Raw genomic sequence first — 22,451 nt, forward strand, 5'->3', positions numbered from 1 at the left:
CGTGCACCGCCACGCTCAGCCTCGCGCGGCGGGGAGGAGACCGACGCTGTCGAAGACCCGGTCACGGGTCGCGGAGGCGACCTCCCCGGCGCGGGCGGCCCCCTTCGCCAGGATCCGGTCGAGCTCGGCCGGGTCGTCCATCAGCTCGGCCATCCGCGTCTGGTACGGCTCCACCGCGGTGACGACGACGTCGGCGACCTCCTTCTTCAGGTCCCCGTAGCCCCGGCCCGCGAACTGCGACTCGAGGTCGGCGATCGTCGTGCCGGACAGGGCCGAGTGGATCGACAGCAGGTTGGACACGCCGGCCTTGTGGTCCGGGTCGTAGCGGACCTCGCCCTCCGTGTCGGTGACGGCCGAGCGGATCTTCTTGGCGATCCGCTTGGGCTCGTCGAGCAGCGAGATCAGGCCCTTGTCCGAGGAGGCCGACTTGCTCATCTTGCCGGTGGGGTCCTGCAGGTCCATGATCCGCGCCGACTCCTTGATGATGTGCGGCTCGGGGACGACGAGCGTGTCGCCGAAGCGGGCGTTGAACCGCAGCGCCAGGTCACGGGTGATCTCGAGGTGCTGGCGCTGGTCGTCACCGACGGGCACGCGCGCCGCGTCGTAGATCAGGATGTCCGCGGCCATGAGGATCGGGTAGGTGAAGAGGCCGACATTGGCGTTGCCGCCCTTGGCCGTCTTGTCCTTGAACTGGGTCATCCGGTTGGCCTCGCCGAAGGCGGTCTGGCAGGCGAGGATCCACATCAGCTCGGTGTGCTCGCGCACGTGGCTCTGGCAGAAGATCGCCGAGCGCTCGGGGTCGACCCCGGCCGCGATGTACTGCACGGCCGTGACGCGGCTGCGACGGGTGATGTCGGCCGGGTCCGTCGGCACCGTGAGCGCGTGCAGGTCGGCGACGAAGTAGTACGCGTCGAACTCCTCCTGCAGTCCCACCCAGTTGACCAGTGCCCCCAGGTAGTTGCCGAGGTGGAGGGAGTCGCTGGTGGGCTGCATCCCGGAGAGGATGCGGGGCCGCTGGTCGGCCGGGGTGTTCGACGTGGGCATGTGCGGCATTCTGTCAGCAGCAGGAACGGGTCCCGCACTCGACCTGTCGTGGCACGCGGGCCTCCCGCCCACTCCGGATCACCGTGGTGAGTGGTCCGTGAAGTAGGCGATCGTGCGCACGAGTCCGTCCCTCAGTCGCGCCCTCGGCTCCCAGCCGAGCACGTCGCGGGCTCGGCTGATGTCGGGCCGACGACGCGTCGGGTCGTCCTCGGGGAGGGGTCGGTGGTGGATCTGCGAGCTGCTCCCCGTCAGCTCGAGGACGAGCTCGGCCAGCTCGAGCATCGTGAACTCGACGGGGTTGCCCAGATTCATCGGCCCGGTCACCTCATGGGGAGAGGCCATCAGGGACATCAGGCCGTCCACGAGGTCGTCGACGTAGCAGAAGGACCTGGTCTGGCTCCCGTCGCCGTAGACGGTCAAGGGCTGGTCGGCCAGGGCCTGGCAGATGAAGTTGGATACGACACGGCCGTCATCCGGCTGCATCCGTGGGCCGTATGTGTTGAAGATCCGGGCCACCTTGGTGCCGAGGCCGTGCTGGCGCCGGTAGTCGAAGAAGAGCGTCTCCGCACACCGCTTGCCCTCGTCGTAGCAGGACCGGACTCCGATCGGGTTGACATTGCCCCAGTAGTCCTCCGTCTGGGGGTGCACCTGCGGGTCGCCGTACACCTCCGAGGTCGACGACAGCAGGATCTTCGCTCCGGTGCGCTTGGCCAGACCGAGCATGTTGATGGAGCCGTGCACGCTCGTCTTGGTCGTCTGCACCGGATCGCGCTGGTAGTAGATCGGGCTCGCCGGGCACGCGAGATGGTAGATCTCGTCGACCTCGACGTAGAGGGGGAAGGTCACGTCGTGGCGCATCAGCTCGAAGTTGGGACGGTCGAGCAGATGGACGAGGTTGCGTCGGGTACTCGAGTAGAAGTTGTCCACGACGAGCACCTCGTGCCCCTGCTCAAGCAGGCGCTCGGTGATGTGGGAGCCGATGAAGCCGGCGCCGCCGGTGACCATTACCCGGCGCGGCTGCACCCGCCGCTCCGACGCTGTGTCCACGCGGACGACCCCTCTCGACTCGGTAGCCCGGCACTCCGGGTTACCTCAGGGTAACCCGGAATGCCCGCGTCCGGGCACTCCTCCCCCTCCGGAGGTAGCACGTCAGTAGGCACCGTCCTTGCCGAACACCGCGGCAGAGGTTCGCCACAGGATGAGCATGTCGAGGGCCACGGACCAGTTCTCCACGTAGTACAGGTCCAGTCGCACCGACTCGTCCCAGGAGAGGTTGCTGCGTCCATTGACCTGCCACAGGCCGGTGAGCCCCGGCTTGACGAGAAGTCGGCGATGCACGTCGCACTCGTACTTCGAGACCTCGTCGGGCAGCGGGGGGCGTGGACCGACGAGACTCATCTTTCCGCTCAGCACATCGAAGAGCTGAGGCAGCTCGTCGATCGAGTACCGCCGGATGAAACGTCCGACGGGAGTGATCCGCGGATCGCGCTCCATCTTGAACAGGACCCCTCGGTCCACCTCCGTCCCCGCGGCCTCCTCGACCCCGCGTCCGGGAGCAACGCCATGCTGACGAGCCTCTTCGAGAACGGCCGACGCGCGCTCCTGCAGCTGTTGTCGCTTCAGCTCCTCCAGCTCGGCCTCTGCATCGACCCGCATGGAGCGGAGCTTGGTCATCTGGAATGCCTCCCCGTCGAGCCCGACCCGCTGCTGTCGGAAGAAGACAGGCCCCCCGTCCTGGATCTTGATGAGCGCGGCCACGATCAACATGAGGGGCGAGAGCGCGATCACCAACCCCAGCGCCACCAACCAGTCCAGTGTGGACTTGATGATCAGGGCCGGACCCGAGAACGTCGGGGTCTCCACGTGCAGGAGGGGGAGGCCGGCCACGGGTCGGGCGACCACGCGCGACCCGGCGATCTCGGTCAGGCCGGGTGACAGGAGGAGCTCGATCCCGCTTCCCTCGAGGGCCCAGCCCAGGCGCCGCAACCCGGATGAGCCGAGACGGTGCACGGCGCTGCAGGCGACGATGTCAACACCCAGCTCGATGGCCAGTTGTGCGGCCTGGTGCTCGCTACCGACGACCGGGACGCCCCCCACCCGCTCTGCCTCCGTCGTGGAGGTGCACACCCCGACCACCCCGTACCCTGCTTCCGGCACCCTGGCGAAGGCGTCGATCAGTCCTTGTGCGTGTCCCGCTTCACCGACGACGAGGACATCGTGGTTGAACTCTCCCGCCCGGCGTTCCGCACCCAGCCATCGCCGCCACACCTGGCGGGCGACGAAGAGCGCGATCAAGCCTGCCGGCAGTGCGAGCAGGACATACCCACGTGCCACCTCCACCTTGAATGCATAGGCGAGCAGAGCCACGCCGGCGAAGACCCGCAGAGTGGCATTCATCAGCAGGCGGTACTCGGTCGCGCCGCGACCGAGTATCTCGACCTCGTAGGCACCGTGCAGGCACAGGGAGAGCCACCAGACCAGGGCCAGCGCCGCGCTGAACGTGGGATATCCCAGCGAGAACTGGTCGGTGCTGGCCGCGATGTCCGAACCGGCTTCGACACCGAAACGCAGGATCAGGGCTCCGAAGACCGCCCACACGATCAGGACGAGGTCGGTCAGGGCGATCCGGGTGCGTACCTGCCGCAGAGTGGGGTGTTGATCGTCATCTGCCGCCGCTGGGGGCCCCATCGGCGCGACCGGAGCCATGTCAAGGCTGCCGGACCTCAGGAGCGGCCAGCGCGCCGGCGCCCTCGGCAAGCCGGAGGGCATCCGCCATCCGACCACGCGGAATCACGAGACCCTGGTCCCGCAGACGCCGCAGTTGCGCCAGCCGTTCCTCCGCATCGAGGACCGGCTGCCGCCTCCCTCTGCGCTCTGTCCTGACCAACGCCAGTCTCCCCCCGGCGTATGCGATCAGCGGCACAACGATCCACCCCACAAGAATCACGTCTTCCCCGTACACGAGAGCTCCCCTCCCCAGGATCAATCACTCGTTGACTCAGGACCTTACCAACCCTTTACTGTTCTTGACTAGAGCCTGACGATATTGGCGGCCACGTCGAGGGGTGCACGGGCGCGTGGGAAGATCGGTGCGACGAACCCCACACCCACGGAGGGACACCCATGACCGCGAAGATCATCTGGACCAAGATCGATGAAGCGCCGGCGCTCGCCACCCACTCGCTCCTGCCGATCGTCCAGGCCTTCACCTCGGGCACCGGTGTGGAGCTCGAGACGAGCGACATCTCGCTCGCCGGGCGCATCCTCGCCCAGTTCCCCGACCGCCTCACCGAGGAGCAGCGCGTCCCGAACAACCTCGCCGCGCTCGGCGAGCTGACGCAGTCGCCCGAGGCGAACATCATCAAGCTGCCGAACATCTCCGCCTCCGTGCCGCAGCTCAAGGCGGCCATCACCGAGCTGCAGGGCCAGGGGTACGACCTGCCCGACTTCCCGGACTCCCCCGGCACCGAGGAGGAGAAGAAGGTCGCCGCCGCCTACGCCAACGTGCTCGGCTCCGCGGTGAACCCCGTTTTGCGTGAGGGCAACTCCGACCGTCGCGCCCCGCAGGCGGTGAAGAACTTCACGAAGAAGCACCCGCACCGACTCGGTGAGTGGACCGCCGACAACAAGGCCCGCGTCGTCTCGATGTCCGGTGGCGACTTCTACGGCAACGAGAAGTCCGTCGTCATGCCCGACGACGACACCCTGCGGATCACGCTCACCACGAGCGGTGGTGACGAGGTCGTCCTCAAGGACTCCCTCGCCGTGACGAAGGGGGAGATCGTCGACGGGACCTTCATGTCGGCCTCCGCGCTCCGCGCGTTCTACCGCGAGCAGATCGAGGCAGCGCGCGAGGAGGGTCTGCTCCTCTCGCTGCACCTCAAGGCCACCATGATGAAGGTCTCCGACCCGATCCTCTTCGGCCACGCCGTCGCCGCCTGGCTCGGCTCGGTCGTCGACACCCACGCCGAGGCACTCGCCGAGGCCGGTGTCGACCTGCGCTACGGTCTCGCCTCGCTCTACAGCCAGCTCGAGAACCTCCCCGAGGAGACAGCCGCCGCGATCCGCGCCGACATCGACGCGCTGTCGACGGAGCGCCCGGGCCTGGCCATGGTCGACTCCAGCAAGGGCATCACCAACCTGCACGTGCCCAGCGACGTCATCATCGACGCCTCCATGCCGGTCGTCATCCGCGACTCCGGCCAGATGTGGAACGCCGACGACGGTCAGTCCGAGACGCTCGCGATGATCCCCGACCGCTCCTACGGCACCATGTACGCCGCCGTCATCGAGGAGCACAAGCAGCACGGCGCCCTCGACCCTGCGACGATCGGCACCGTGCCCAATGTCGGACTCATGGCGCAGAAGGCCGAGGAGTACGGCTCGCACCCCACGACCTTCGAGATCCCCGAGGCCGGCACCGTCACGGTGTCCAACGCCGCCGGCGAGACCCTCATGGAGCACTCGGTCGAGAAGGACGACATCTGGCGCATGAGCCGGGTCAAGGACATCCCCGTCCAGGACTGGGTCAAGCTCGCTGTCACCCGCGCCCGCGCCACCGGCGCGCCGGCGGTCTTCTTCCTCGACGAGCAGCGCGCGCACGACGCGCAGGTCATCGCCAAGGTCAACCAGTACCTCGGCGACCACGACACCGATGGTCTGGACATCCGCATCATGCCGCCGCAGGATGCGGTCGTCTTCTGCCTGGAGCAGATCCGCGCCGGCAAGGACGCCATCTCCGTCACCGGCAACGTGCTGCGCGACTACCTCACCGACCTCTTCCCGATCCTCGAGCTCGGGACCAGCGCGAAGATGCTCTCGATCGTCCCGCTGCTCAACGGCGGCGGCCTCTTCGAGACCGGCGCCGGTGGCTCCGCCCCGAAGCACGTCCAGCAGTTCGTCAAGGAGAACTACCTGCGCTGGGACTCCCTCGGCGAGTTCTCGGCCCTGGGCGCCTCCTTGGAGCACCTTGCGCAGAACTTCGACAACCCGAAGGCGCAGGTCCTGGCGGACACCCTCGACACCGCGATCGCGACCTTCCTCGAGGAGAACAAGTCGCCGGCTCGCAAGATCGGTCAGATCGACAACCGCGGCAGCCACTTCTACCTCGCCCTCTACTGGGCGCAGGCGCTGGCCGCCCAGGGCGAGGACGCCGAGCTGAAGGAGCGGTTCACCCCCGTCGCCGAGCGCCTCGCGGCCGACGAGGAGACGATCGTCGGTGAGCTCGTCGACGTCCAGGGCTCACCCGTCGACCTCGGCGGGTACTACAAGCCGGACGCCGAGAAGGCCTCGGCCGCGATGCGTCCGAGCGCCACCCTCAACGCAGTGCTCGACTCCATGTGAGACACCCCGGGAGGCGAAGGGGGTCGTGCCGGCTGCTGCTGCAGCCGGCGACCCCCTTCGTCGTGTCCGGCCAATCCGCCGACCCGGTCCGCGACGAATCCCTGCCATGAACGTCCGAGCTGCCACAGCGGCCGCGTGCGGGATCCTCGCGACCGCCCTCGGGGGCGCCGCCGCGCACGTCGTCGCGGCACTGGTCTCGCCGTCGGCCTCCCCGGTCCTCGCCGTCGGGGGCCAGGTCATCGACCTCACCCCCACGCCGGTCAAGGAGTGGGCGGTCGCGACCTTCGGCACGGCGGACAAGCCGGTCCTCATCGGTTCGGTCGTCGTCGTCACGCTCCTGCTGGCCGCACTGGCAGGACTCCTTCGTCCCCGCTCGCGTGCCGCGGCCGTCACCGTCCTGCTCGTGCTCACCGCCCTCGCCGGCGCCGCCGGGGTGCTGCGACCGCAGACCGGGTCCTTTGCCTGGTTGCCCGCCCTCGTGGCGGCCGTCGTCGGGGTGGCCGCCCTGGAGCTGCTCGTCTCCCGCACCGGGCTCCTCGGGCAGGGCCGGTCCGCGCCGGGTGAGCCGACCCGTCGTGGCCTCCTCGCGCTCGGTGGCGCCGGCCTCGGGGCGGCCGCGCTGGGCGCCGGCGGCCAGGCACTCGTCCACCGTCGGGCACCGGCCACCATCACCCTGCCCACGGCGGTCGACCCGCTGCCACCACTGGTGAAGGGGGTCGATCTCGGCAGAGCGGGCATCACCCCCTTCGTCACGCCGAACGAGGACTTCTACCGGATCGACACCGCCCTCCTCGTGCCGAAGGTCGACCCGCGGGACTGGTCGCTCACCATCGACGGCGACGTGCCCTCCCCCCTCACGATCGACCTCGACGAGCTGCTCGCGATGCCCGCCGTCGAGCGGGACATCACGCTCAACTGCGTCTCCAACCCGGTCGGCGGCCCCTACGTCGGCAATGCCCGCTGGCTGGGTGTCCTCACGCGCGAGCTCTTCGCCCGCGCCGGGATCGAGGAGGACCCGGGCAACCCGGACCTGCAGGTGCTGTCCACCTCGACGGACGGGATGACGATCTCCACACCCCTGAGCGCACTGCTCGACGACCGCGACGCCCTCGTCGCCGTCGGCATGAACGGCGAGCCACTGGCGGCCGAGAGGGGCTTCCCGGCCCGTCTCCTCACCCCCCGGCTGTACGGCTTCGTCGGCGCCACCAAGTGGCTGACCCGGATGACCGTGACCCGCTACGACGAGCACCCTGCGTACTGGACCGAGCGGGGCTGGGCCACGGACGGGACCGTCAGGACGCAGTCGCGCATCGACACCCCGACACCGTCGGCCGGCCTCGACCCTGGACGCGTGACGATCGGTGGGGTGGCCTGGGCCCAGGGTCGCGGGATCACGAAGGTCGAGGTGCGCGTCGACGACGGGCCGTGGCAGCGCGCCACCCTGGGCGCCGAGGCGGACATCGACTGCTGGCGGCAGTGGTTCCTGCCCTGGGAGGCCGGCGAGGGTCGGCACGAGCTCACCGTCCGCGCGACGGACGGCACCGGCGAGGTGCAGACGACCGACACCGCTGACCCCTTCCCCTCCGGCGCCACGGGGCTGCACTCGATCGCGGTGACCGTGACCTGACCAATCCGACCGGCAGGTGGCCACGAACCCCAGATGCACTCTCCCCCACGCCATTCGGAGGCAGACCATGAGCCACTCGACGACCGTCCGCCTCATCGACGGCCTGCTCCTGCCGGCTGCCGAGTGATCGATCACGCATGATGGGCTCCGTGACGCCATTCCCCGGCAAGGACGAGGGCGGAGGTGCCACCGGCGCCTCCTCCAGCGAGACGACGCTGCCCGCGGCCACGGAGTCCGACCGGCTCGCCGCGACCCTTCGCGACGTCGCGAAGGGGGACGACGCCGCCTTCGCCCGTGTCTACGACGCCACGTCCGCGCGAGTCCACGGCCTCGTGCTGCGTGTGCTGCGCAACCCGGCGCAGGCGGAGGAGGTCACCCAGGAGGTCTACCTCGAGGTCTGGCGCCGCGCCAGCTCCTTCGACGCGGCCAAGGGCTCGCCGTATGCATGGCTGATGACCCTGGCCCACCGTCGGGCCGTCGACCGGGTCCGCAGCAGCCAGTCGGCCACCGCGCGGGACGAGACCTGGGAGGCGCGCACCCGCGACATCCACTACGACACGACGGCCGAGAGAGCGACCGAGAGGATGGAGGCCCATCGGGTGCGCACGGCGCTCCACGGGCTGACCGACGCCCAGCGCGAGGCGGTGAGCCTGGCCTACCTCGGGGGATACACCCACCGCGAGGTCGCCGGTCTGCTCGACCTGCCCCTCGGCACCGCCAAGACCCGCATCCGTGACGGGTTGATCCGCCTACGAGACCAGTTGGGAGTGACCTCATGAGTGAGGACCTGCACAGCCTCTCCGGCGCCTACGTGCTCGACGCCCTCACCGAGCAGGAGCGCGTGGACTTCGAGATGCACCTGCGTCGCTGCCCGACCTGCCGCGACGAGGTCGCCTCGCTGCGCGAGGTGGCGCCCCTGCTCGCCGAGACGGTCGCGAGCGAGCCACCACCCTCGCTGCGGGAGAGCATCCTCGCCCAGGCGGCCCGGACCCGGCAGGACCCACCGGACGCCGTCCGGCAGGCGGAGGTGCCGCCCGAGCGCGAGCGCGATCGCCCTGCGCACGGCCGGGTCATCCCTCTTCGTCGTCGCCGGTGGGTGGCCGGCCTCGCCGCGGCGGCAGCCCTCGTCGTCGGCGGCGGCATCACGTGGCAGGTCGTCGAGCAGACGACCGCCGGTGTCACCGAGCAGGTCGCCTCGGCGCCGGACGCCCGCAGCTGGAAGGCGGAGACCACGGGCGGCGCCACGATCGTCGTCACCCGCAGCGAGCAGATGGGTGAGGCCGTGCTGCGCCTCGACGGCCTGGACGACCCCGGCGAGGGCCGCGTCTACCAAGCCTGGCTGCAGAACGAGGAGGGCAACATGGTCCCGGCCGGCCTGATGCGCGAGACCGACGGCGAGATGGTCCTCGACGGCGACGTCAACCAGGCGAAGGGGGTCGGCGTCACCGTGGAGCCGGCCGGCGGCTCGGACCAGCCGACGAGCGACCCGATCGCCCTCGTGGAGCTGTCCTGACGGACGGGATGACGCCCCGACCCCGCTGCGGAGTAGGGTCGGAACGTCAATTGCTCCCCAACACCCGCACGAAGGGGTACGAGTACTCGTGAGCACCACTCCCGTCAAGGTCGCCGTCACCGGCGCCGCAGGCCAGATCGGCTACAGCCTCCTCTTCCGCATCGCCAGCGGATCCCTCTTCGGTCCCGACACCCCCGTCGAGCTCCGACTGCTGGAGATCACCCCGGCCCTGAAGGCACTGGAGGGCGTCGTCATGGAGCTCGACGACTGCGCCTTCCCGACCCTCGCCGGCGTCGAGATCGGCGACGACCCGGAGAAGGTCTTCGAGGGCGTCAACCACGCCCTGCTCGTCGGCGCCCGCCCCCGCGGCCCCGGCATGGAGCGCGGGGACCTCCTGGAGGCCAACGGTGGCATCTTCGCCCCGCAGGGCGCTGCGCTGAACAAGGTCGCCGCGGACGACGTCCACGTGACGATCACCGGCAACCCGGCCAACACCAACGCGCTCATCGCGATGAACAACGCTCCGGACATCCCCAACGAGCAGTTCTCCGCGCTGACGCGCCTCGACCACAACCGCGCCATCAGCCAGCTCTCGAGCAAGTTGGACGTGCCGGTCACCGAGATCACGAAGATGACGATCTGGGGCAACCACTCCGCGACCCAGTACCCGGACCTCTTCCACGCCGAGGTCGGCGGGAAGAACGCCGCCGAGGCGGTCGGTGACCAGGACTGGCTGGAGAACACCTTCATCCCGACCGTCGCCAAGCGCGGCGCGGCGATCATCGAGGCCCGTGGCGCGTCCTCGGCGGCATCCGCCGCCTCCGCGACAGTCGACCACGCCCGCGACTGGTCCCTGGGCACCCCCGCGGGTGACTGGGTGTCGATGTCGGTCTGCTCCGACGGCTCGTACGGCGTGCCGGAGGGCCTGATCTCCTCCTTCCCCGTCACCGTCGAGGACGGCAAGTGGAAGATCGTCCAGGGCCTGGAGATCGACGAGTTCAGCCGCGGCCGGATCGACGCCTCGGTCGCCGAGCTCGCCGAGGAGCGCGACGCCGTCACCAAGCTCGGCCTCATCAAGGGCTGACCACCGGCCACGAGCACGACGCAGGGCCCCGCACCACCATCTGGTGCGGGGCCCTGCGCGTGGCGGCTCAGTCTCGACGCGTGGCGGTGCGGACACCGATCGTGACCGCGGCAGCACCGCCTCCCAGCAACGTGGCCACTCCGAGGGCAGTGAGCAGCGAGCCACCACCCGTGGTGAATCCGTCGGTATGGACGACCACCGGCCTCTGCGCGGTGCCGTGGGCCGGGGGCCCCTGGACCGGGGGCTGCTGGGCCGGCGGCCCCTGGGGCGGCGGCTCCTGGGCCGCCTTGACCTGGGCCGCCTTGACCTGGGCCGCCTTGACCGGGGGCTTCTCGCCCGGGGGCTTCTCGCCCGGGGGCTCCTTGACTGGGGGCTCCTTGACCGGGGGCTCCTTGACCGGGGGCTCCTTGACCGGGGGCTCCTTGACCGGGGGCTCCTTGACCGGGGGCTCCTTGACCGGGGGCTCCTTGACCGGGGGCTCCTTGACCGGGGGCTCCTTGACCGGGGGCTCCTTGACGGGGGGCTCCTTGACCGGGGGCGCCTTGACCGGGGGCTCCTTGACCGGGGGCTCCTTGACCGGGGGCTCCTTGACCGGGGGCTCCTTGACCGGGGGCTCCTTGACCGGGGGCTCCTTGACCGGGGGCTCCTTGACCGGGGGCTCCTTGACCGGCGGCTCCTCGACCGGCACTGCGCAGTCGTTGTCGTAGATGGCCTGCCCCTCGGCGTCCCAGTTCTGGCCCGGGAACGCGTGGTCGCCGTCCCGGTCGGTGTACGTGAACGGCGGGACGATGTCCTCAGCGTGGCCGTTGTCGGATGACGCGTGACTCTTGAAGTCCCAGTTGACGTGCCCTCTGACGGCACCGGTGGCCGAAGGAGGGATCCGGTCGTACCCCGTGCCGACACCGTCCTCGTGGCAGAAGGTGACGTGCTCTGCCCCGTCCTCCTTCGCCGCGGCCGTGCCCGCCAGTGCTCCGGCGACCACGAGGCCGGCGGCCGCCCCCGTCGTCGCCAGAATTCGACAGCTGTGATGTGCCATGTCGTGTTCCCCGTTCCCCGTTCCCCGGCTGACGGGCTCGGCCCGACAGCCTTCGAGGCGTCTCCCCACCCCCCGACCGCGCCGTGGCACAGCCGCGCTCCGCCCACTGTCCCGACGACGATGAGTCGAAGCAGTCATGAACTTACTCAGGGGTTACCAAATTTGGCAATACCCTTACCATTTGTTGGATGTCCACTGACCTTCGAGGGCGTGGTGGTGTCACCGTGTCAGCGGCAGGGAGCGGGTGGCTGCGGTGGGGTCAGCGGGGGGTCATGTCGAGGGTGAAGCCGGAGACGACGACCAGCGTCGCGAGGACGACGAGGGTGAGGGCGTCGAGGATCCGGCCGCGGACGATCAGGCCCCCCGCACGCTCCGGGGAGAGCGCGAGCCGCAGGACCGCAGCCAACACGAGCGTGGCCCCGATTGCCGCGGTCGCCCGCAGCACGTGGTCGGTGAGGACGAAGAGCAGACCCACGACGATCCCCGCGGCGATGACCCACCACGCCGCCAGCGGCGGCACGTCCAACGCGGGGCGACGCGGAACGGCGTCGTCCTCGCTGTCGCCGTCGGCCACGTCGTGCTCGTCGGTCGTCACAGGCTGCGCTCGGCCGCCTCGACGACATTGGCCAGGAGCATGGCGCGGGTCATCGGACCCACGCCTCCGGGATTGGGACTGATCCAGCCGGCGACCTCGGCGACGTCGTCGGCCACGTCGCCGGCGATCCGGCTCCTGCCGTCCTCGCCCTCGACCCGGCTGACCCCCACGTCGAGCACCGCGGCGCCCGGCTTGACCATGTCGGCGGTGATGATCCCGGGCACGCCGGCCGCCGCGACGACGATGTCCGCCGAACGCACCTCTGCCGCAAGGTGCCTCGTGCCCGTGTGGCACAGGACGGGCGTGGCGTTCTCGCTGCGCCGGGTGAGGATCAGGCCGAGCGGTCGACCGACGGTGATCCCGCGCCCGACGACCGCGACCTTGGCGCCCCTGATCGGTACCTCGTGGCGACGGAGCAGCTCGATGCAGCCCATCGGTGTGCACGGCAGCGGGCCCGGCTCGCCCAGCACCAGTCGGCCGAGGTTGACCGGGTGCAGGCCGTCGACGTCCTTGCCCGGGTCGACGGCCGAGAGGATCGCGTTCTCGTCGAGCCCCGTCGGCTGCTGCACGAGGAACCCGGTGCACTCCGGGTCCTCGTTGAGCTCGCGGACGACGGCGAGGACCTCCTCGAGCGTGGAGTCGGCCGGCAGGTCACGGCGGATGCTCGTGATCCCGATCTCGGCGCAGTCCTTGTGCTTGGCGCCGACGTACCAGCGGCTGCCGGGGTCGTCACCGACGAGGACGGTGCCCAGGCCGGGGGTGATGCCGCGCTCCTTGAGCGCGGCCACCCGGCCCTTGAGCTCCTCCTTGATCGAAGCGAGCGCCGCCTTGCCGTCGAGGATCTGTGCAGTCACGTGGTCATCCTTCCAGTGCGGGGCGCTGATCAGTGGGCGAAGTGCCGGGTACCGGTGAAGTACATCGTGATCCCGGCGGCCTCCGCCGCGGCGACGACCTCCTCGTCACGCACCGACCCTCCGGGCGCCACGACCGCGGAGACCCCGGCGTCGAGGAGGACCTGCAGGCCGTCCGCGAAGGGGAAGAACGCGTCGGAGGCCGCCACGGCCCCCTTCGCCCGCTCCGCGCCCGCGCGACCGACCGCGAGGTGGCAGGAGTCGACCCGGTTGACCTGGCCCATGCCGATGCCGACCGAGCCCTTGTCCTTGGCCAGCAGGATCGCGTTGGACTTCGTCGCGCGCACTGCGCGCCACGCGAAGGCGAGGTCCGCGAGGGTCGCCTCGTCCGCGGCCGGGCCCGTGACACGGGTCCAGGCCTCGGGGGCGTCACCGTGCCCCTGGGTCGGCTTCTCGTCGTCCTTCGCCCCGACGACCGCATCGATCGCGTCACGGTCCTGGACGAGCAGGCCACCGGAGACGGGACGCATCTCGACGCCACCGGGTGTCGGCGTGGCGACCTTGAGCAGGCGCCGGTTCTTCTTCTCCCTCAGGATCGTCAACGCGTCGGCGTCGAAGTCCGGCGCGAGGACGACCTCCGAGAAGGTGTCGTTCAGGGCGGTGGCCATGGCCGCGGTGACCGGGCGGTTGCTCGCGACGATGCCGCCGTAGGCCGAGACCGGGTCACACGCGTGGGCGCGCTCGTACGCGGCCTCGATGGTCTCCCCCACCGCGATGCCGCACGGGTTGGCGTGCTTGATGATCGCGACGGTCGGCAGGCCGGCGTGGTCGTGCGCGGCACGCAGGGCGGCGTCGGCGTCGACGTAGTTGTTGTAGGACATCTCCTTGCCGTGCAGCTGCTCGGCCTGCGCGAGCCCCTCGACGCCGTCGGCGACGTACAGGGCCGCACCCTGGTGCGGGTTCTCGCCGTAGCGCAGCCCGGACTTCTTCGCCCAGGTCCCGCCGAGCCATCCGGGGAAGCGGGTCTCGTCGCTCGGGCTGACGACCGAGCCCAGCCAGGAGGCGACCGCCACGTCGTAGGTCGCGGTGTGGATGAAGGCCTCGGTGGCGAGCCGCTCGCGCTGGGCCGGGGTGAAACCGCCGCCGCGCACCGACTCGAGGACCTCGCCGTAGCTGGTCGGGTCGGTGACGATCGCGACGGACGCGTGGTTCTTCGCGGCTGCACGCACCATCGTCGGGCCGCCGATGTCGATCTTCTCGATGCAGTCCTGCACGCCGGCCCCGGAGGCGACGGTGTCGGCGAAGGGGTAGAGGTTGACCACGACGAGGTCGAAGGGGGCGACCTCCAGCTCCTCGAGCTGACGCACGTGGTCGGGCAGACGGGTGTCGGCGAGGATGCCGGCGTGGACGCGCGGGTGCAGCGTCTTCACCCGCCCGTCGAGGCACTCGGGGAAGCCGGTGAGGTCCTCCACCTTGGTCACGGGCAGGCCGAGCTCATCGATCGCGGCGGCCGAACCACCGGTGGAGACGAGCTCGACGCCCGCGTCGGCGAGACCCCGGACGAGGTCCTCCAGACCGGTCTTGTCGAAGACGGAGACGAGGGCGCGGCGGACGGGACGGCGATCGGACACGGATGCTCCTGGTGGGTCGGCTTCGCGGTGGGCGCACCCAGGCGGGCGATGCACCCCGACTTCCACTCCCCGGTGGTGATCCACCTTCGCCAGTCGTGTGGGGCCACTCTACGGCGGCGCGGTCGGGGCCAGCCAATCAGCCGACGAGGCAGCGACGCCCCTCGACCCGCCAGCCACCCGTGGCCATGCGCGTGACGACGTCGACGAGCATGGTGCGCTCGACGACCTTGATCCGCTCGTGGAGCGTCTCCTCGGTGTCCTCGTCGGTGATCTCGACGACGCGCTGCTCGATGATCGGCCCCGTGTCGACCCCCGCGTCGACAAGGTGAGCGGTCGAGCCGGTGACGCGCACCCCGTGGGCGAGGGCGTCACGCACACCGTGCGCACCGGGGAAGGAGGGCAGCAGCGCCGGGTGGGTGTTGAGGAAGGTGGCGCACGAGAGCGTGGCCGGGCCCAGGATCTTCATGAACCCCGCGGTGACGACGAGGTCCGGGGCGTACTCGCGCACCCGCTCGGCCAGGGCGGCGTCCCAGGTGGCCCGGTCGGGGTGGGCGGAGACGGCTTCGACGAAGGTCGGGAGACCCGCCGACTCGGCCCGCTCGAGGCCGGTGCACCCCGGCCGGTCGGCACCGACGGCGACGACCTCCGCGGGGAACGTGCCGGTCGCCTGCGCGTCCAGGAGGGCCTGCAGCAGGGAGCCGGATCCGGAGACGAGGACGAGGAGACGAAGGGGGCCGCGCACCCGGGGAGTCTATCCGCGCCGGTCAGCGGCGCAGGACCCACCACTCGCGGGCGAAGACCACCAGGGCGCCCAGCCCGAGCTCGAGCGCGAGCGCGGGGCCGAGCAGCTCGGCGGGTGCGCCGACGTGGGAGAGGTGCTCGGCGCCGAGCGAGCCACCGCCGAGCACATCGAGGGCGACGACCCCGATCGCCGCGACGGCGACGGAGACGGCGATGACCGCGAGCTTGGTCTGGGTCGCGGCGAGCCGGGGCACCCAGACGAGCGTCTCGCGGCCCAGCCACGCGCCGACGAGCACCGGCAGCAGGACGAGCAGGCTCATGGCCCACGGCAGGTCCCCCGGCTGCGGCTGCGCCGCGAGCACCGGGACCATCGGCAGCAGCCCGGAGTCGGCCGTGGCCCACGTGGTGGTGGCTCCCCCGGCGGCGAAGCCGGGCCCGGCGGCGAAGCTGGCTCCCCAGATGCCCAGGTTGGGCAACGCGCCGACCTGCAGCAGCACGAGCAGCAGCCCACCGAAGAAGCCCGCCCCGAGGTCGGCGTGGACCTGCAGCACGCGCGCGACGTTGATCCCGGTGGCCACGAGCACGAGCACTGAACCGACCACGAGGGTGACCAGCGCCCCCTTCGCCCCCGGGACGAGCCCGCGGTGCACGGCGACGGGGGCACGCTCCCACACGCCGAGCACGCGGTCGGGCAGCCCGTGCGCCCAGACCAGCGCCACTGCAGGCAGGACCACGAGCGGGAGGAGGAGGGAGAGCGGGTCCGGGCCCACCGGCGCGAGCAGGCCCAGCAGGGCCACGACCCCACCGACCCCGGCGTACCCGCCGAGCCAGGACCCCTGCAGGCGCAGGTCGGGCGCCCGCGGGAGGCCCCGGCGCGCGCCGCACCGACCGAGCGCGAGGAGGGCGAGGGTCCACAGCAGCGGGGTGAACGCCAGGGTGCCTCCCTCGAGGTCGAGCCGGGCACCGCCGAGGACGAGCCACAGCAGCGCCCCGGCCCCGATCGACTCCCCCACGCCGGCAGCGGCACGAGGAACGGCGAGCGCCGCCAGCAGGACGAGCACCACGGGTGCACACAGCCCGGCAAGGGCGGTCAACGCCCCCGTCCCGGCGGCCCGCAGCTCGGGTCGCCGGCGGAGGTCCTGGTCGACGGTCGTCGCGGACCTGATGAGCTCCAGCACGGTCACGCCCCCCATCGTCGCCCACGAACCCGCACGCAGGGCGCAGACAAGCCGTAGCGTCGGAGGTGAATTGTCGGGACAGATGCAACCGCGTCACCGACTCGCGCGTCTGGAGGGGTGAATGAAGGGAGGGGTGGTGTCGGCGGCGGCCGAGTTCGACGAGTTCTACCGAGCCTCCGCGCAACGAGTCGTGCATGTCGTCTACGCGTCGACGGGTGACCTCGAGCTGGCCAGGGACGCCACTCAGGAGGCGTTCGCCCGGGCGTGGCAACGCTGGGACCAGGTGAGCGCAGCCGATGAGCCGCTGGCATGGGTGCGCACCGTCGCGCGGCGCATCGCCATCTCCGCATGGCGCAAGGACACGAACCGGACCAAGGCGATGGAACGACACGGAGAGCAGAGCGGACCCGCTGGCCCGAGCGAGGACCGCGTGGCTGTGGTGACCGCCCTGCGGACCCTCGGACCGGAGTTGCGCGAGACCGTGGCCCTGCACTATCTGGCCGACATGTCGGTCGACGAGATCTCCCGGCAGACCGGCTCCCCACCGGGCACCATCAAGGCCAGGCTGCACCGCGGCCGTGCCCAGCTCGCCCGGACCCTGACCGCACCCGACACCGAAGGAGGCCCCGATGGCCAGGCATGACGACCCGTCGTGGGGGCCCGAGGACGACGAGCTCGTCCGGGCGGCACTGATGTCGCTCATGGACGACGTGTCGGCGCGACCCCTCCCGGAGCCGGAGTCCGTCCGGGCCCGCGCGGAGGGCAGGGGTACGGGCGACGGGTCCTCCGTCACCGACCTGGCCGTGCACCGCAGCCGTCGGCGCTCCTTCGCCGTCATCGCGGGGGCGGCCGCCGCAGCCGTCGTCGCCACCACCGCCGGCCTCTACGTGGCCAACCAGTCGCCCGACCGTCCGGTCGCGACGTCGACCACGCAGCAGGAGACCACGAGCAGCTCCGGCTCCGCCTCGCGCCTGACCATGCTCGGTGCCGGCAGCTGGGCCGCGGTCCTCGACCGCCCCGTCGAGGCGACGACCACGGACGCTCCCGACGGGACCACCTGCTTCGAGCCCACCGACGACGCCTCGTGGTCCCGGGGTGCCCCCCGGCTCGCCGACGGGGGCGTCCCCGCCGGCCAGTGGATCGGCGTGCCCCGTCCCGGCTCGGAGCCGCTGGCGCAGGCCGTCGAGACCGCCCTCGAGCGCTGCAGCGACCTCACGACCACCGACCGGACACGCGGCACCCTGACCGGCGGCGCGTCCTACCGCGCCTGGTTGATGGAGGAGGCCGACGGCACCCGCACCTGGCGGATCGAGGTCACCGACGGTGACGGGCTGTCCTTCCTCCGGGTCCCCGCACGAGGGGACGGCGAACTCGCTCCCGAGGACATCCGGCAGCTGGCCCTGGCCGTCATCGGGGAGGCCGACCTCACGCGGGAGACCTCGACGTCGGAGGCGACTGCCACCGCCACCGACACGGCAACCGACACGACGACCACCCCCTCACCGGAGACCACGCTCATCCCGCCGCTCCCGGAGGACACCGGCACCGGTGACGACCCCAGCACCGGCGAGACCGTCACCGGCACGACCGGCGCACCCTCGTCGAGCGTGCCGTCGTCGAGCACACCCGACGGGACCATCGACAGCTCACGCTTCCTCCCCGCCGACCAGTGGGCCTCCCCGGCCCTCACCGGAGGTGCGGCGACGACGGCCGGGCCGCTCCACCTCGAGGGGGCGCCGCCGTACATCGAGTCGTGCATCACGAGCGAGCTCGACGCCCCGGTGGCGGCGACGGGCATCCGCTCCGGCCCGGGCGAGGCCAACTACTTCGGCCGGCAGTACATCGCCGTCTCCGCCGACGCGGACGCGGTGCGCTCGGAGCTGCTCGCCGGGTACGGCAGCGGCACCTGCCCCGGTCCGGCGATCGGCGGCTCGACCACCCAGCTCGCCCCGGGCATCTTCAGGCTGCAGCAGGTCGAGCTGACCACGTACATCGCGGTGGTGCGGATGCAGGGTCAGGGCGTCTCCGTGCTGCACCTGACCGAGGCGAAGACGGCACCGGAGCCGCTGACCGACTCGGTCGCCGTCTCGGAGCTGACGAGGATCTCGGAGCTGGCCGCCGCGCGCTGAGACCGGGACGGTCCTCCGCACGCCGGCAAGACAGCGCCGACCCGGGAGCAGGGGGGATCGACCGGGTCGGCGCTGCTGTCACAGGCTAATCCCCGCGCCCACGCGGAGACCACCCTCTGAGGCGCGGGTCACGGCGTCGGCGGGGTCCGTCAGGAGCGGCGCAGCAGCAGTGCCGTCGCCACGGCCGCCTCGGCGGCCTCGCGTCCCTTGTCCTCCGTCGAGTCGGGCAGGCCCGCGCGCGCGAGGGCCTGCGCCTCGTCGTCGCAGGTGAGCAGCCCGAAGCCGACGGGGGTGCCGGTCTCCACCGCCACGCGGGAGAGTCCGTCGGTCGCCGCGGCACACACGTAGTCGAAGTGCGGTGTGCCACCGCGGATCACGACCCCGAGGGCGACGACGGCGTCGTGCGTGGCGGCCAGTGCCGACGCGACGACGGGCAGCTCGAAGCTGCCCGGGACGCGCACGAGCTCGGCCGTGATGCCTGCGTCGCCGAGGGCCGACTGCGCCCCCGCGACGAGACCGTCCATGACGACGGTGTGCCAGCTCGAGGCGACGATGGCGACCTTCAGGTCCCCCGCGTCGGTGATGTCGATGCTCGGTGCGCCGTGCCCACTCATGTCGTGCTCCTGTCCTGGTTGTCGGCCGGCAGCCACGGCAGGTCGTGGCCCATCCGGTCCCTCTTGGTGCGCAGGTAGCGCAGGTTGTCGTCGGTGATCCCGGCCGGCAGCGAGGTGCGGCCGACGACCTCGATGCCGAGGGCGCCGAGCGCCTGGACCTTGGCCGGGTTGTTGCTCAGCAGCTGCAGCCGCGTGACGCCGAGCTCGCGCAGGACCTGCGCCGCGTGGGTGTAGTCCCGGGCGTCGACCGGCAGCCCCAGGTCGGAGTTGGCGTCGACGGTGTCGGCGCCCGCGTCCTGCGCGGCGTACGCGCGCAGCTTGTCGACGAGGCCGATGCCCCGCCCCTCGTGACCGCGCACGTAGACGATGACGCCGGCACCCGCCTCGACGATGACGCGCTGGGAGGCCTCGAGCTGGGGGCCGCAGTCGCAACGCAGGGATCCGAAGACGTCCCCGGTGAGGCACTCGCTGTGCACGCGCACCAGCGGGGTCCCGGTCGTGATGTCGCCGTGGACGAGCGCGATGTGCTCGCTGCCGTCGATCCCCGAGCGGAAGCCGTGCGCGGTGAACTCGCCGTTGGCCGTGGGCAGCCGGGTCGTCACGACCGGCTCGATGAGGGCCTCGGTGCGACGACGGTGCTCGACGAGGTCGGCGATGCTGACCAGCGGCCAGCCGCGCTCGTCGGCGAGGCGGCGCAGGGAGGGCAGCCGGGCCATCGACCCGTCCTCCTCGACCACCTCGCAGATGACGCCGGCCGGGGCGCGCCCGCCGAGGCGGCACAGGTCGACCGCCGCCTCGGTGTGTCCGCGTCGCACGAGCACGCCACCGTTGCGGGAGCGAAGGGGGAAGACGTGACCCGGTCGGGCGAGGTCGCTGCGCACCGTGGTCGGGTCGGCGAGCAGCTGCGCGGTACGGGCCCGGTCGGCGGCGCTGATGCCGGTCGTCACGCCCCGGGCGGCATCGACGGAGACGGAGTAGGCGGTGCCCTTGGAGTCCTCGTTGATCGCCGTCATCGGGGGCAGCGCGAGCCGGTCGAGCTCCTCGCCGGTCATCGCCACGCAGATCACGCCGCTGCCGAGGCGCACGGTCAGCCCCATCAGCTCGGGGGTCGCGGCGTCGGCGGCGAAGATGATGTCGCCCTCGTTCTCCCGGTCGGCGTCGTCGACGACGAGCACCGGCTCGCCCGCCGCGATCGCCTCGATCGCGGTCTCGACGTCGTCGAGCAGGTCGTCACGCCGGTTCATCGGTTCTCTCCCGTGTCGAGTGCGAGCATGCGGTTCACGTACTTGCCGAGGACGTCGACCTCGACGTTGACCCGGTCGCCGATCCCCTTGCGGCCCAACGTGGTCAGCTCGAGGGTGGTGGGGATCAGGGCGACCTCGACGTAGTCCTCCCCGACCGCCGAGAGGGTCAGGCTGACGCCGTCGAGGCAGATCGATCCCTTCTCCACGACGAAGGGGGCGAGCTGCGGGTCGAGGGAGACCCGCACCTCCTCCCAGCGGTCGCCGGGACGGCGCTCGAGGATGGTCGCGGTCCCGTCGACGTGACCCTGGACGAGGTGGCCGTCCAGCCGGGCGCCGAGGACCATCGCCCGCTCGAGGTTGACGGCGTCACCGACGGCGAGGTCGCCGAGGCCGGTGCGGCGCAGGCTCTCGGCCATGACGTCGAAGGTGACCTCGCCCCCCTTCGCCTCCGTGTCGGTGACGGTGAGGCAGGCGCCGTTGACGGCGATCGAGGCCCCGTGGGCCGGGTCGCTCGTGGTGACATCGCCGCGGACGGTGATCCGGCTGGAGTCGGTGCCCTGCTCGATGGCGACCACCTCCCCGAGCTCCTCGATGATCCCGGTGAACATCAGTGGTCCCTTCTCACGGTGGCGGTGATGGCGACGTCGTCGCCGAGGCGGGTGACGTCGGTGGTGGTGAGGCGCAACGCCTCGGTGATGGTCGTGATGTCCGCGTCCTGCAGGACGGGGCTCCCGTTGCCGAGCAGCACCGGGGCGACGTGCGCGACGACCTCGTCGACGAGGTCGGCCGCGACGAAGGAGCCCGCGAGGTGGGCTCCGCCCTCGAGCAGGACGGACCGGATGCCGCGCCCGTGCAGGGCGGCCAGCACCGCGGCGAGGTCGAGGCCGCCCACCCCCGCAGGGTCTCCGAGAGCCCCGGTGCGCGCGGAGCGGGAGCCGTGCGCGGGGAGCGTGGCTCGGCGCACGGCGAGCACGTCGACGCCGGCGGCGACGAGGTGGTCGGTGTCCGCGCCCTCGGCCACGACGACGAGGGTCGGCGCCGCGTCGTCGAGGACCCGGGCGCTCAGGGGGATCCCGGCCGTGGAGTCGAGCACCACCCGGAGCGGCTGGACGGCGTCGGTGACCTCCCGGACGGCCAGGTGCGGGTCGTCCGCACGCAGCGTCCCGCCACCGACGAGGACCGCGTCGCTGCGGGCTCGCAGCCGGTGGACCTCGGCGCGGGCCTCGGGACCGGTGATCCACCGGCTCGTGCCGTCCGCGGCGGCAGTGCGCCCGTCGAGGGTGGCGGCGAGCTTCCACGTGACGTGGGGGCGCGCGAGTGCCATCGCGTGCAGCCAGGCCCGGTTGACGTGCTCGGCCGCCTCACGACCGGTGCCGACCAGCACCTCGACACCGGCGTCGCGCAGCTCCTGCGCTCCGCCACCGGCGGGGCCGGTGGGGTCGGGCACGGCGATGACGACGCGGGCGACGCCGGCATCGAGCAGCGCCTGCGTGCAGGGGCCGGTGCGGCCGGTGTGTCGGCACGGCTCGAGGGTGACGACGGCGGTGCCGCCGCGGGCCCGCTCCCCCGCCTCACGCAGGGCATTGACCTCGGCGTGCGGTCCCCCGGCGAACTCGTGCAGGCCCTCCCCGGCGACCCGGCCGTCGGCGTCGAGGACGACGCACCCGACGACGGGGTTGGGGCTGGTGCGGCCGAGGGCACGGGCGGCCAGGTCGACGGCACGCGACATGGCGGCGTCGACCCCGGCTGCGTGGCCGAGCGGCTGGCTCATGGGGCCCTCTCGTGCTCTGACGCGAGCCACGAGGGCGAGGGAGACACGTC

At 71.6% G+C, this 22,451-nt stretch carries 20 protein-coding genes and 1 riboswitch; of the genes, 7 read left to right on the forward strand and 13 right to left on the reverse strand.

Features of this window, described 5'->3' with window-relative positions; translation table 11 throughout:
- Positions 1-15: 15 nt before the first annotated feature.
- From trpS to O9K63_RS07990, 3 genes are all read right to left on the reverse strand, one after another.
- A complete protein-coding gene (trpS, locus tag O9K63_RS07980; protein ID WP_277242177.1) occupies positions 16-1,044 on the reverse strand; it encodes a tryptophan--tRNA ligase in 1,029 nt (342 codons plus the stop codon).
- Between the two features lie 78 nt (positions 1,045-1,122).
- A complete protein-coding gene (locus O9K63_RS07985) occupies positions 1,123-2,049 on the reverse strand; it encodes a UDP-glucuronic acid decarboxylase family protein (RefSeq protein ID WP_277242179.1) in 927 nt (308 codons plus the stop codon).
- 144 nt (positions 2,050-2,193) lie between these two features.
- Complete coding sequence (locus tag O9K63_RS07990; protein ID WP_277242180.1) at positions 2,194-3,732, reverse strand: sugar transferase; 1,539 nt, start codon at positions 3,730-3,732, stop codon at positions 2,194-2,196.
- Positions 3,733-4,167: 435 nt separating this feature from the next.
- On the opposite strand from O9K63_RS07990, the gene O9K63_RS07995 reads away from it, so the two are divergent.
- The 5 genes from O9K63_RS07995 (at position 4,168) to O9K63_RS08015 (ending at position 10,611) form a co-directional block, all read left to right on the forward strand.
- On the forward strand, positions 4,168-6,387 hold the full coding sequence (locus O9K63_RS07995; protein WP_277242182.1) for an NADP-dependent isocitrate dehydrogenase: 2,220 nt from the start codon (positions 4,168-4,170) through the stop codon (positions 6,385-6,387).
- A 106-nt stretch (positions 6,388-6,493) separates the two neighbouring features.
- On the forward strand, positions 6,494-8,014 hold the full coding sequence (locus tag O9K63_RS08000) for a molybdopterin-dependent oxidoreductase (RefSeq protein WP_277242184.1): 1,521 nt from the start codon (positions 6,494-6,496) through the stop codon (positions 8,012-8,014).
- A 140-nt stretch (positions 8,015-8,154) separates the two neighbouring features.
- Positions 8,155-8,793, forward strand: coding sequence for an ECF RNA polymerase sigma factor SigK (sigK, locus tag O9K63_RS08005; protein WP_431190387.1), 639 nt, complete (start codon positions 8,155-8,157; stop codon positions 8,791-8,793).
- Complete coding sequence (locus tag O9K63_RS08010) at positions 8,790-9,527, forward strand: anti-sigma factor (RefSeq protein ID WP_277242186.1); 738 nt, start codon at positions 8,790-8,792, stop codon at positions 9,525-9,527. The genes sigK and O9K63_RS08010 overlap by 4 nt, the downstream gene beginning before the upstream one ends.
- Positions 9,528-9,615: 88 nt before the next feature.
- Entirely contained in the window at positions 9,616-10,611 is a 996-nt protein-coding gene (locus O9K63_RS08015; RefSeq protein ID WP_277242188.1) for a malate dehydrogenase, read from the forward strand.
- A 67-nt stretch (positions 10,612-10,678) separates the two neighbouring features.
- Here O9K63_RS08015 and O9K63_RS08020 read toward each other — a convergent pair whose 3' ends face one another.
- From O9K63_RS08020 to O9K63_RS08045, 6 genes are all read right to left on the reverse strand, one after another.
- Positions 10,679-11,647 carry a hypothetical protein gene (locus O9K63_RS08020; RefSeq protein ID WP_277242190.1) on the reverse strand — a complete coding sequence of 323 codons (969 nt, stop codon included), beginning with the start codon at positions 11,645-11,647 and terminating at the stop codon, positions 10,679-10,681.
- A 259-nt stretch (positions 11,648-11,906) separates the two neighbouring features.
- Entirely contained in the window at positions 11,907-12,242 is a 336-nt protein-coding gene (locus O9K63_RS08025; RefSeq protein WP_277242192.1) for a DUF3017 domain-containing protein, read from the reverse strand.
- The gene (locus tag O9K63_RS08030) at positions 12,239-13,096 is read right to left on the reverse strand and encodes a bifunctional methylenetetrahydrofolate dehydrogenase/methenyltetrahydrofolate cyclohydrolase (protein WP_277242194.1); all 858 of its coding nucleotides are present in this window, start codon (positions 13,094-13,096) and stop codon (positions 12,239-12,241) included. Before O9K63_RS08030 ends, O9K63_RS08025 begins: the two co-directional genes overlap by 4 nt.
- A 29-nt stretch (positions 13,097-13,125) precedes the next feature.
- Positions 13,126-14,724: a bifunctional phosphoribosylaminoimidazolecarboxamide formyltransferase/IMP cyclohydrolase gene (gene purH / locus O9K63_RS08035; RefSeq protein ID WP_277242196.1), complete on the reverse strand. Its 1,599-nt coding sequence runs from the start codon at positions 14,722-14,724 to the stop codon at positions 13,126-13,128.
- A 28-nt stretch (positions 14,725-14,752) separates the two neighbouring features.
- Positions 14,753-14,831: riboswitch (ZMP/ZTP riboswitch) on the reverse strand.
- A gap of 29 nt (positions 14,832-14,860) precedes the next feature.
- Entirely contained in the window at positions 14,861-15,466 is a 606-nt protein-coding gene (purN, locus tag O9K63_RS08040; RefSeq protein ID WP_277242198.1) for a phosphoribosylglycinamide formyltransferase, read from the reverse strand.
- A 22-nt stretch (positions 15,467-15,488) separates the two neighbouring features.
- Positions 15,489-16,649, reverse strand: coding sequence for a cell division protein PerM (locus O9K63_RS08045; protein ID WP_277242200.1), 1,161 nt, complete (start codon positions 16,647-16,649; stop codon positions 15,489-15,491).
- Between the two features lie 115 nt (positions 16,650-16,764).
- Between O9K63_RS08045 and O9K63_RS08050 the strand changes: the two genes are divergently transcribed.
- Both O9K63_RS08050 and O9K63_RS08055 read left to right on the forward strand, forming a co-directional pair.
- A complete protein-coding gene (locus tag O9K63_RS08050; protein WP_277242202.1) occupies positions 16,765-17,286 on the forward strand; it encodes an RNA polymerase sigma factor in 522 nt (173 codons plus the stop codon).
- The gene (locus tag O9K63_RS08055; protein WP_277242204.1) at positions 17,273-18,772 is read left to right on the forward strand and encodes a hypothetical protein; all 1,500 of its coding nucleotides are present in this window, start codon (positions 17,273-17,275) and stop codon (positions 18,770-18,772) included. Before O9K63_RS08050 ends, O9K63_RS08055 begins: the two co-directional genes overlap by 14 nt.
- A gap of 149 nt (positions 18,773-18,921) precedes the next feature.
- Here O9K63_RS08055 and ribH read toward each other — a convergent pair whose 3' ends face one another.
- The 4 genes from ribH to ribD are packed head-to-tail and all read right to left on the reverse strand — an operon-like array spanning position 18,922 to position 22,401.
- On the reverse strand, positions 18,922-19,386 hold the full coding sequence (ribH, locus tag O9K63_RS08060; RefSeq protein ID WP_277242206.1) for a 6,7-dimethyl-8-ribityllumazine synthase: 465 nt from the start codon (positions 19,384-19,386) through the stop codon (positions 18,922-18,924).
- Positions 19,383-20,630 (reverse strand): bifunctional 3,4-dihydroxy-2-butanone-4-phosphate synthase/GTP cyclohydrolase II, encoded by a 1,248-nt coding sequence (locus O9K63_RS08065; RefSeq protein WP_277242208.1) that lies wholly within the window; start codon positions 20,628-20,630, stop codon positions 19,383-19,385. Before O9K63_RS08065 ends, ribH begins: the two co-directional genes overlap by 4 nt.
- The gene (locus tag O9K63_RS08070; RefSeq protein ID WP_277242210.1) at positions 20,627-21,238 is read right to left on the reverse strand and encodes a riboflavin synthase; all 612 of its coding nucleotides are present in this window, start codon (positions 21,236-21,238) and stop codon (positions 20,627-20,629) included. Before O9K63_RS08070 ends, O9K63_RS08065 begins: the two co-directional genes overlap by 4 nt.
- Entirely contained in the window at positions 21,238-22,401 is a 1,164-nt protein-coding gene (gene ribD / locus O9K63_RS08075) for a bifunctional diaminohydroxyphosphoribosylaminopyrimidine deaminase/5-amino-6-(5-phosphoribosylamino)uracil reductase RibD (RefSeq protein WP_277242212.1), read from the reverse strand. Before ribD ends, O9K63_RS08070 begins: the two co-directional genes overlap by 1 nt.
- Between the last annotated feature and the right edge of the window lie 50 nt (positions 22,402-22,451).

It is taken from the genome of Janibacter cremeus (assembly GCF_029395675.1).
In the GTDB taxonomy this organism is placed as follows: domain Bacteria; phylum Actinomycetota; class Actinomycetes; order Actinomycetales; family Dermatophilaceae; genus Janibacter; species Janibacter cremeus_A.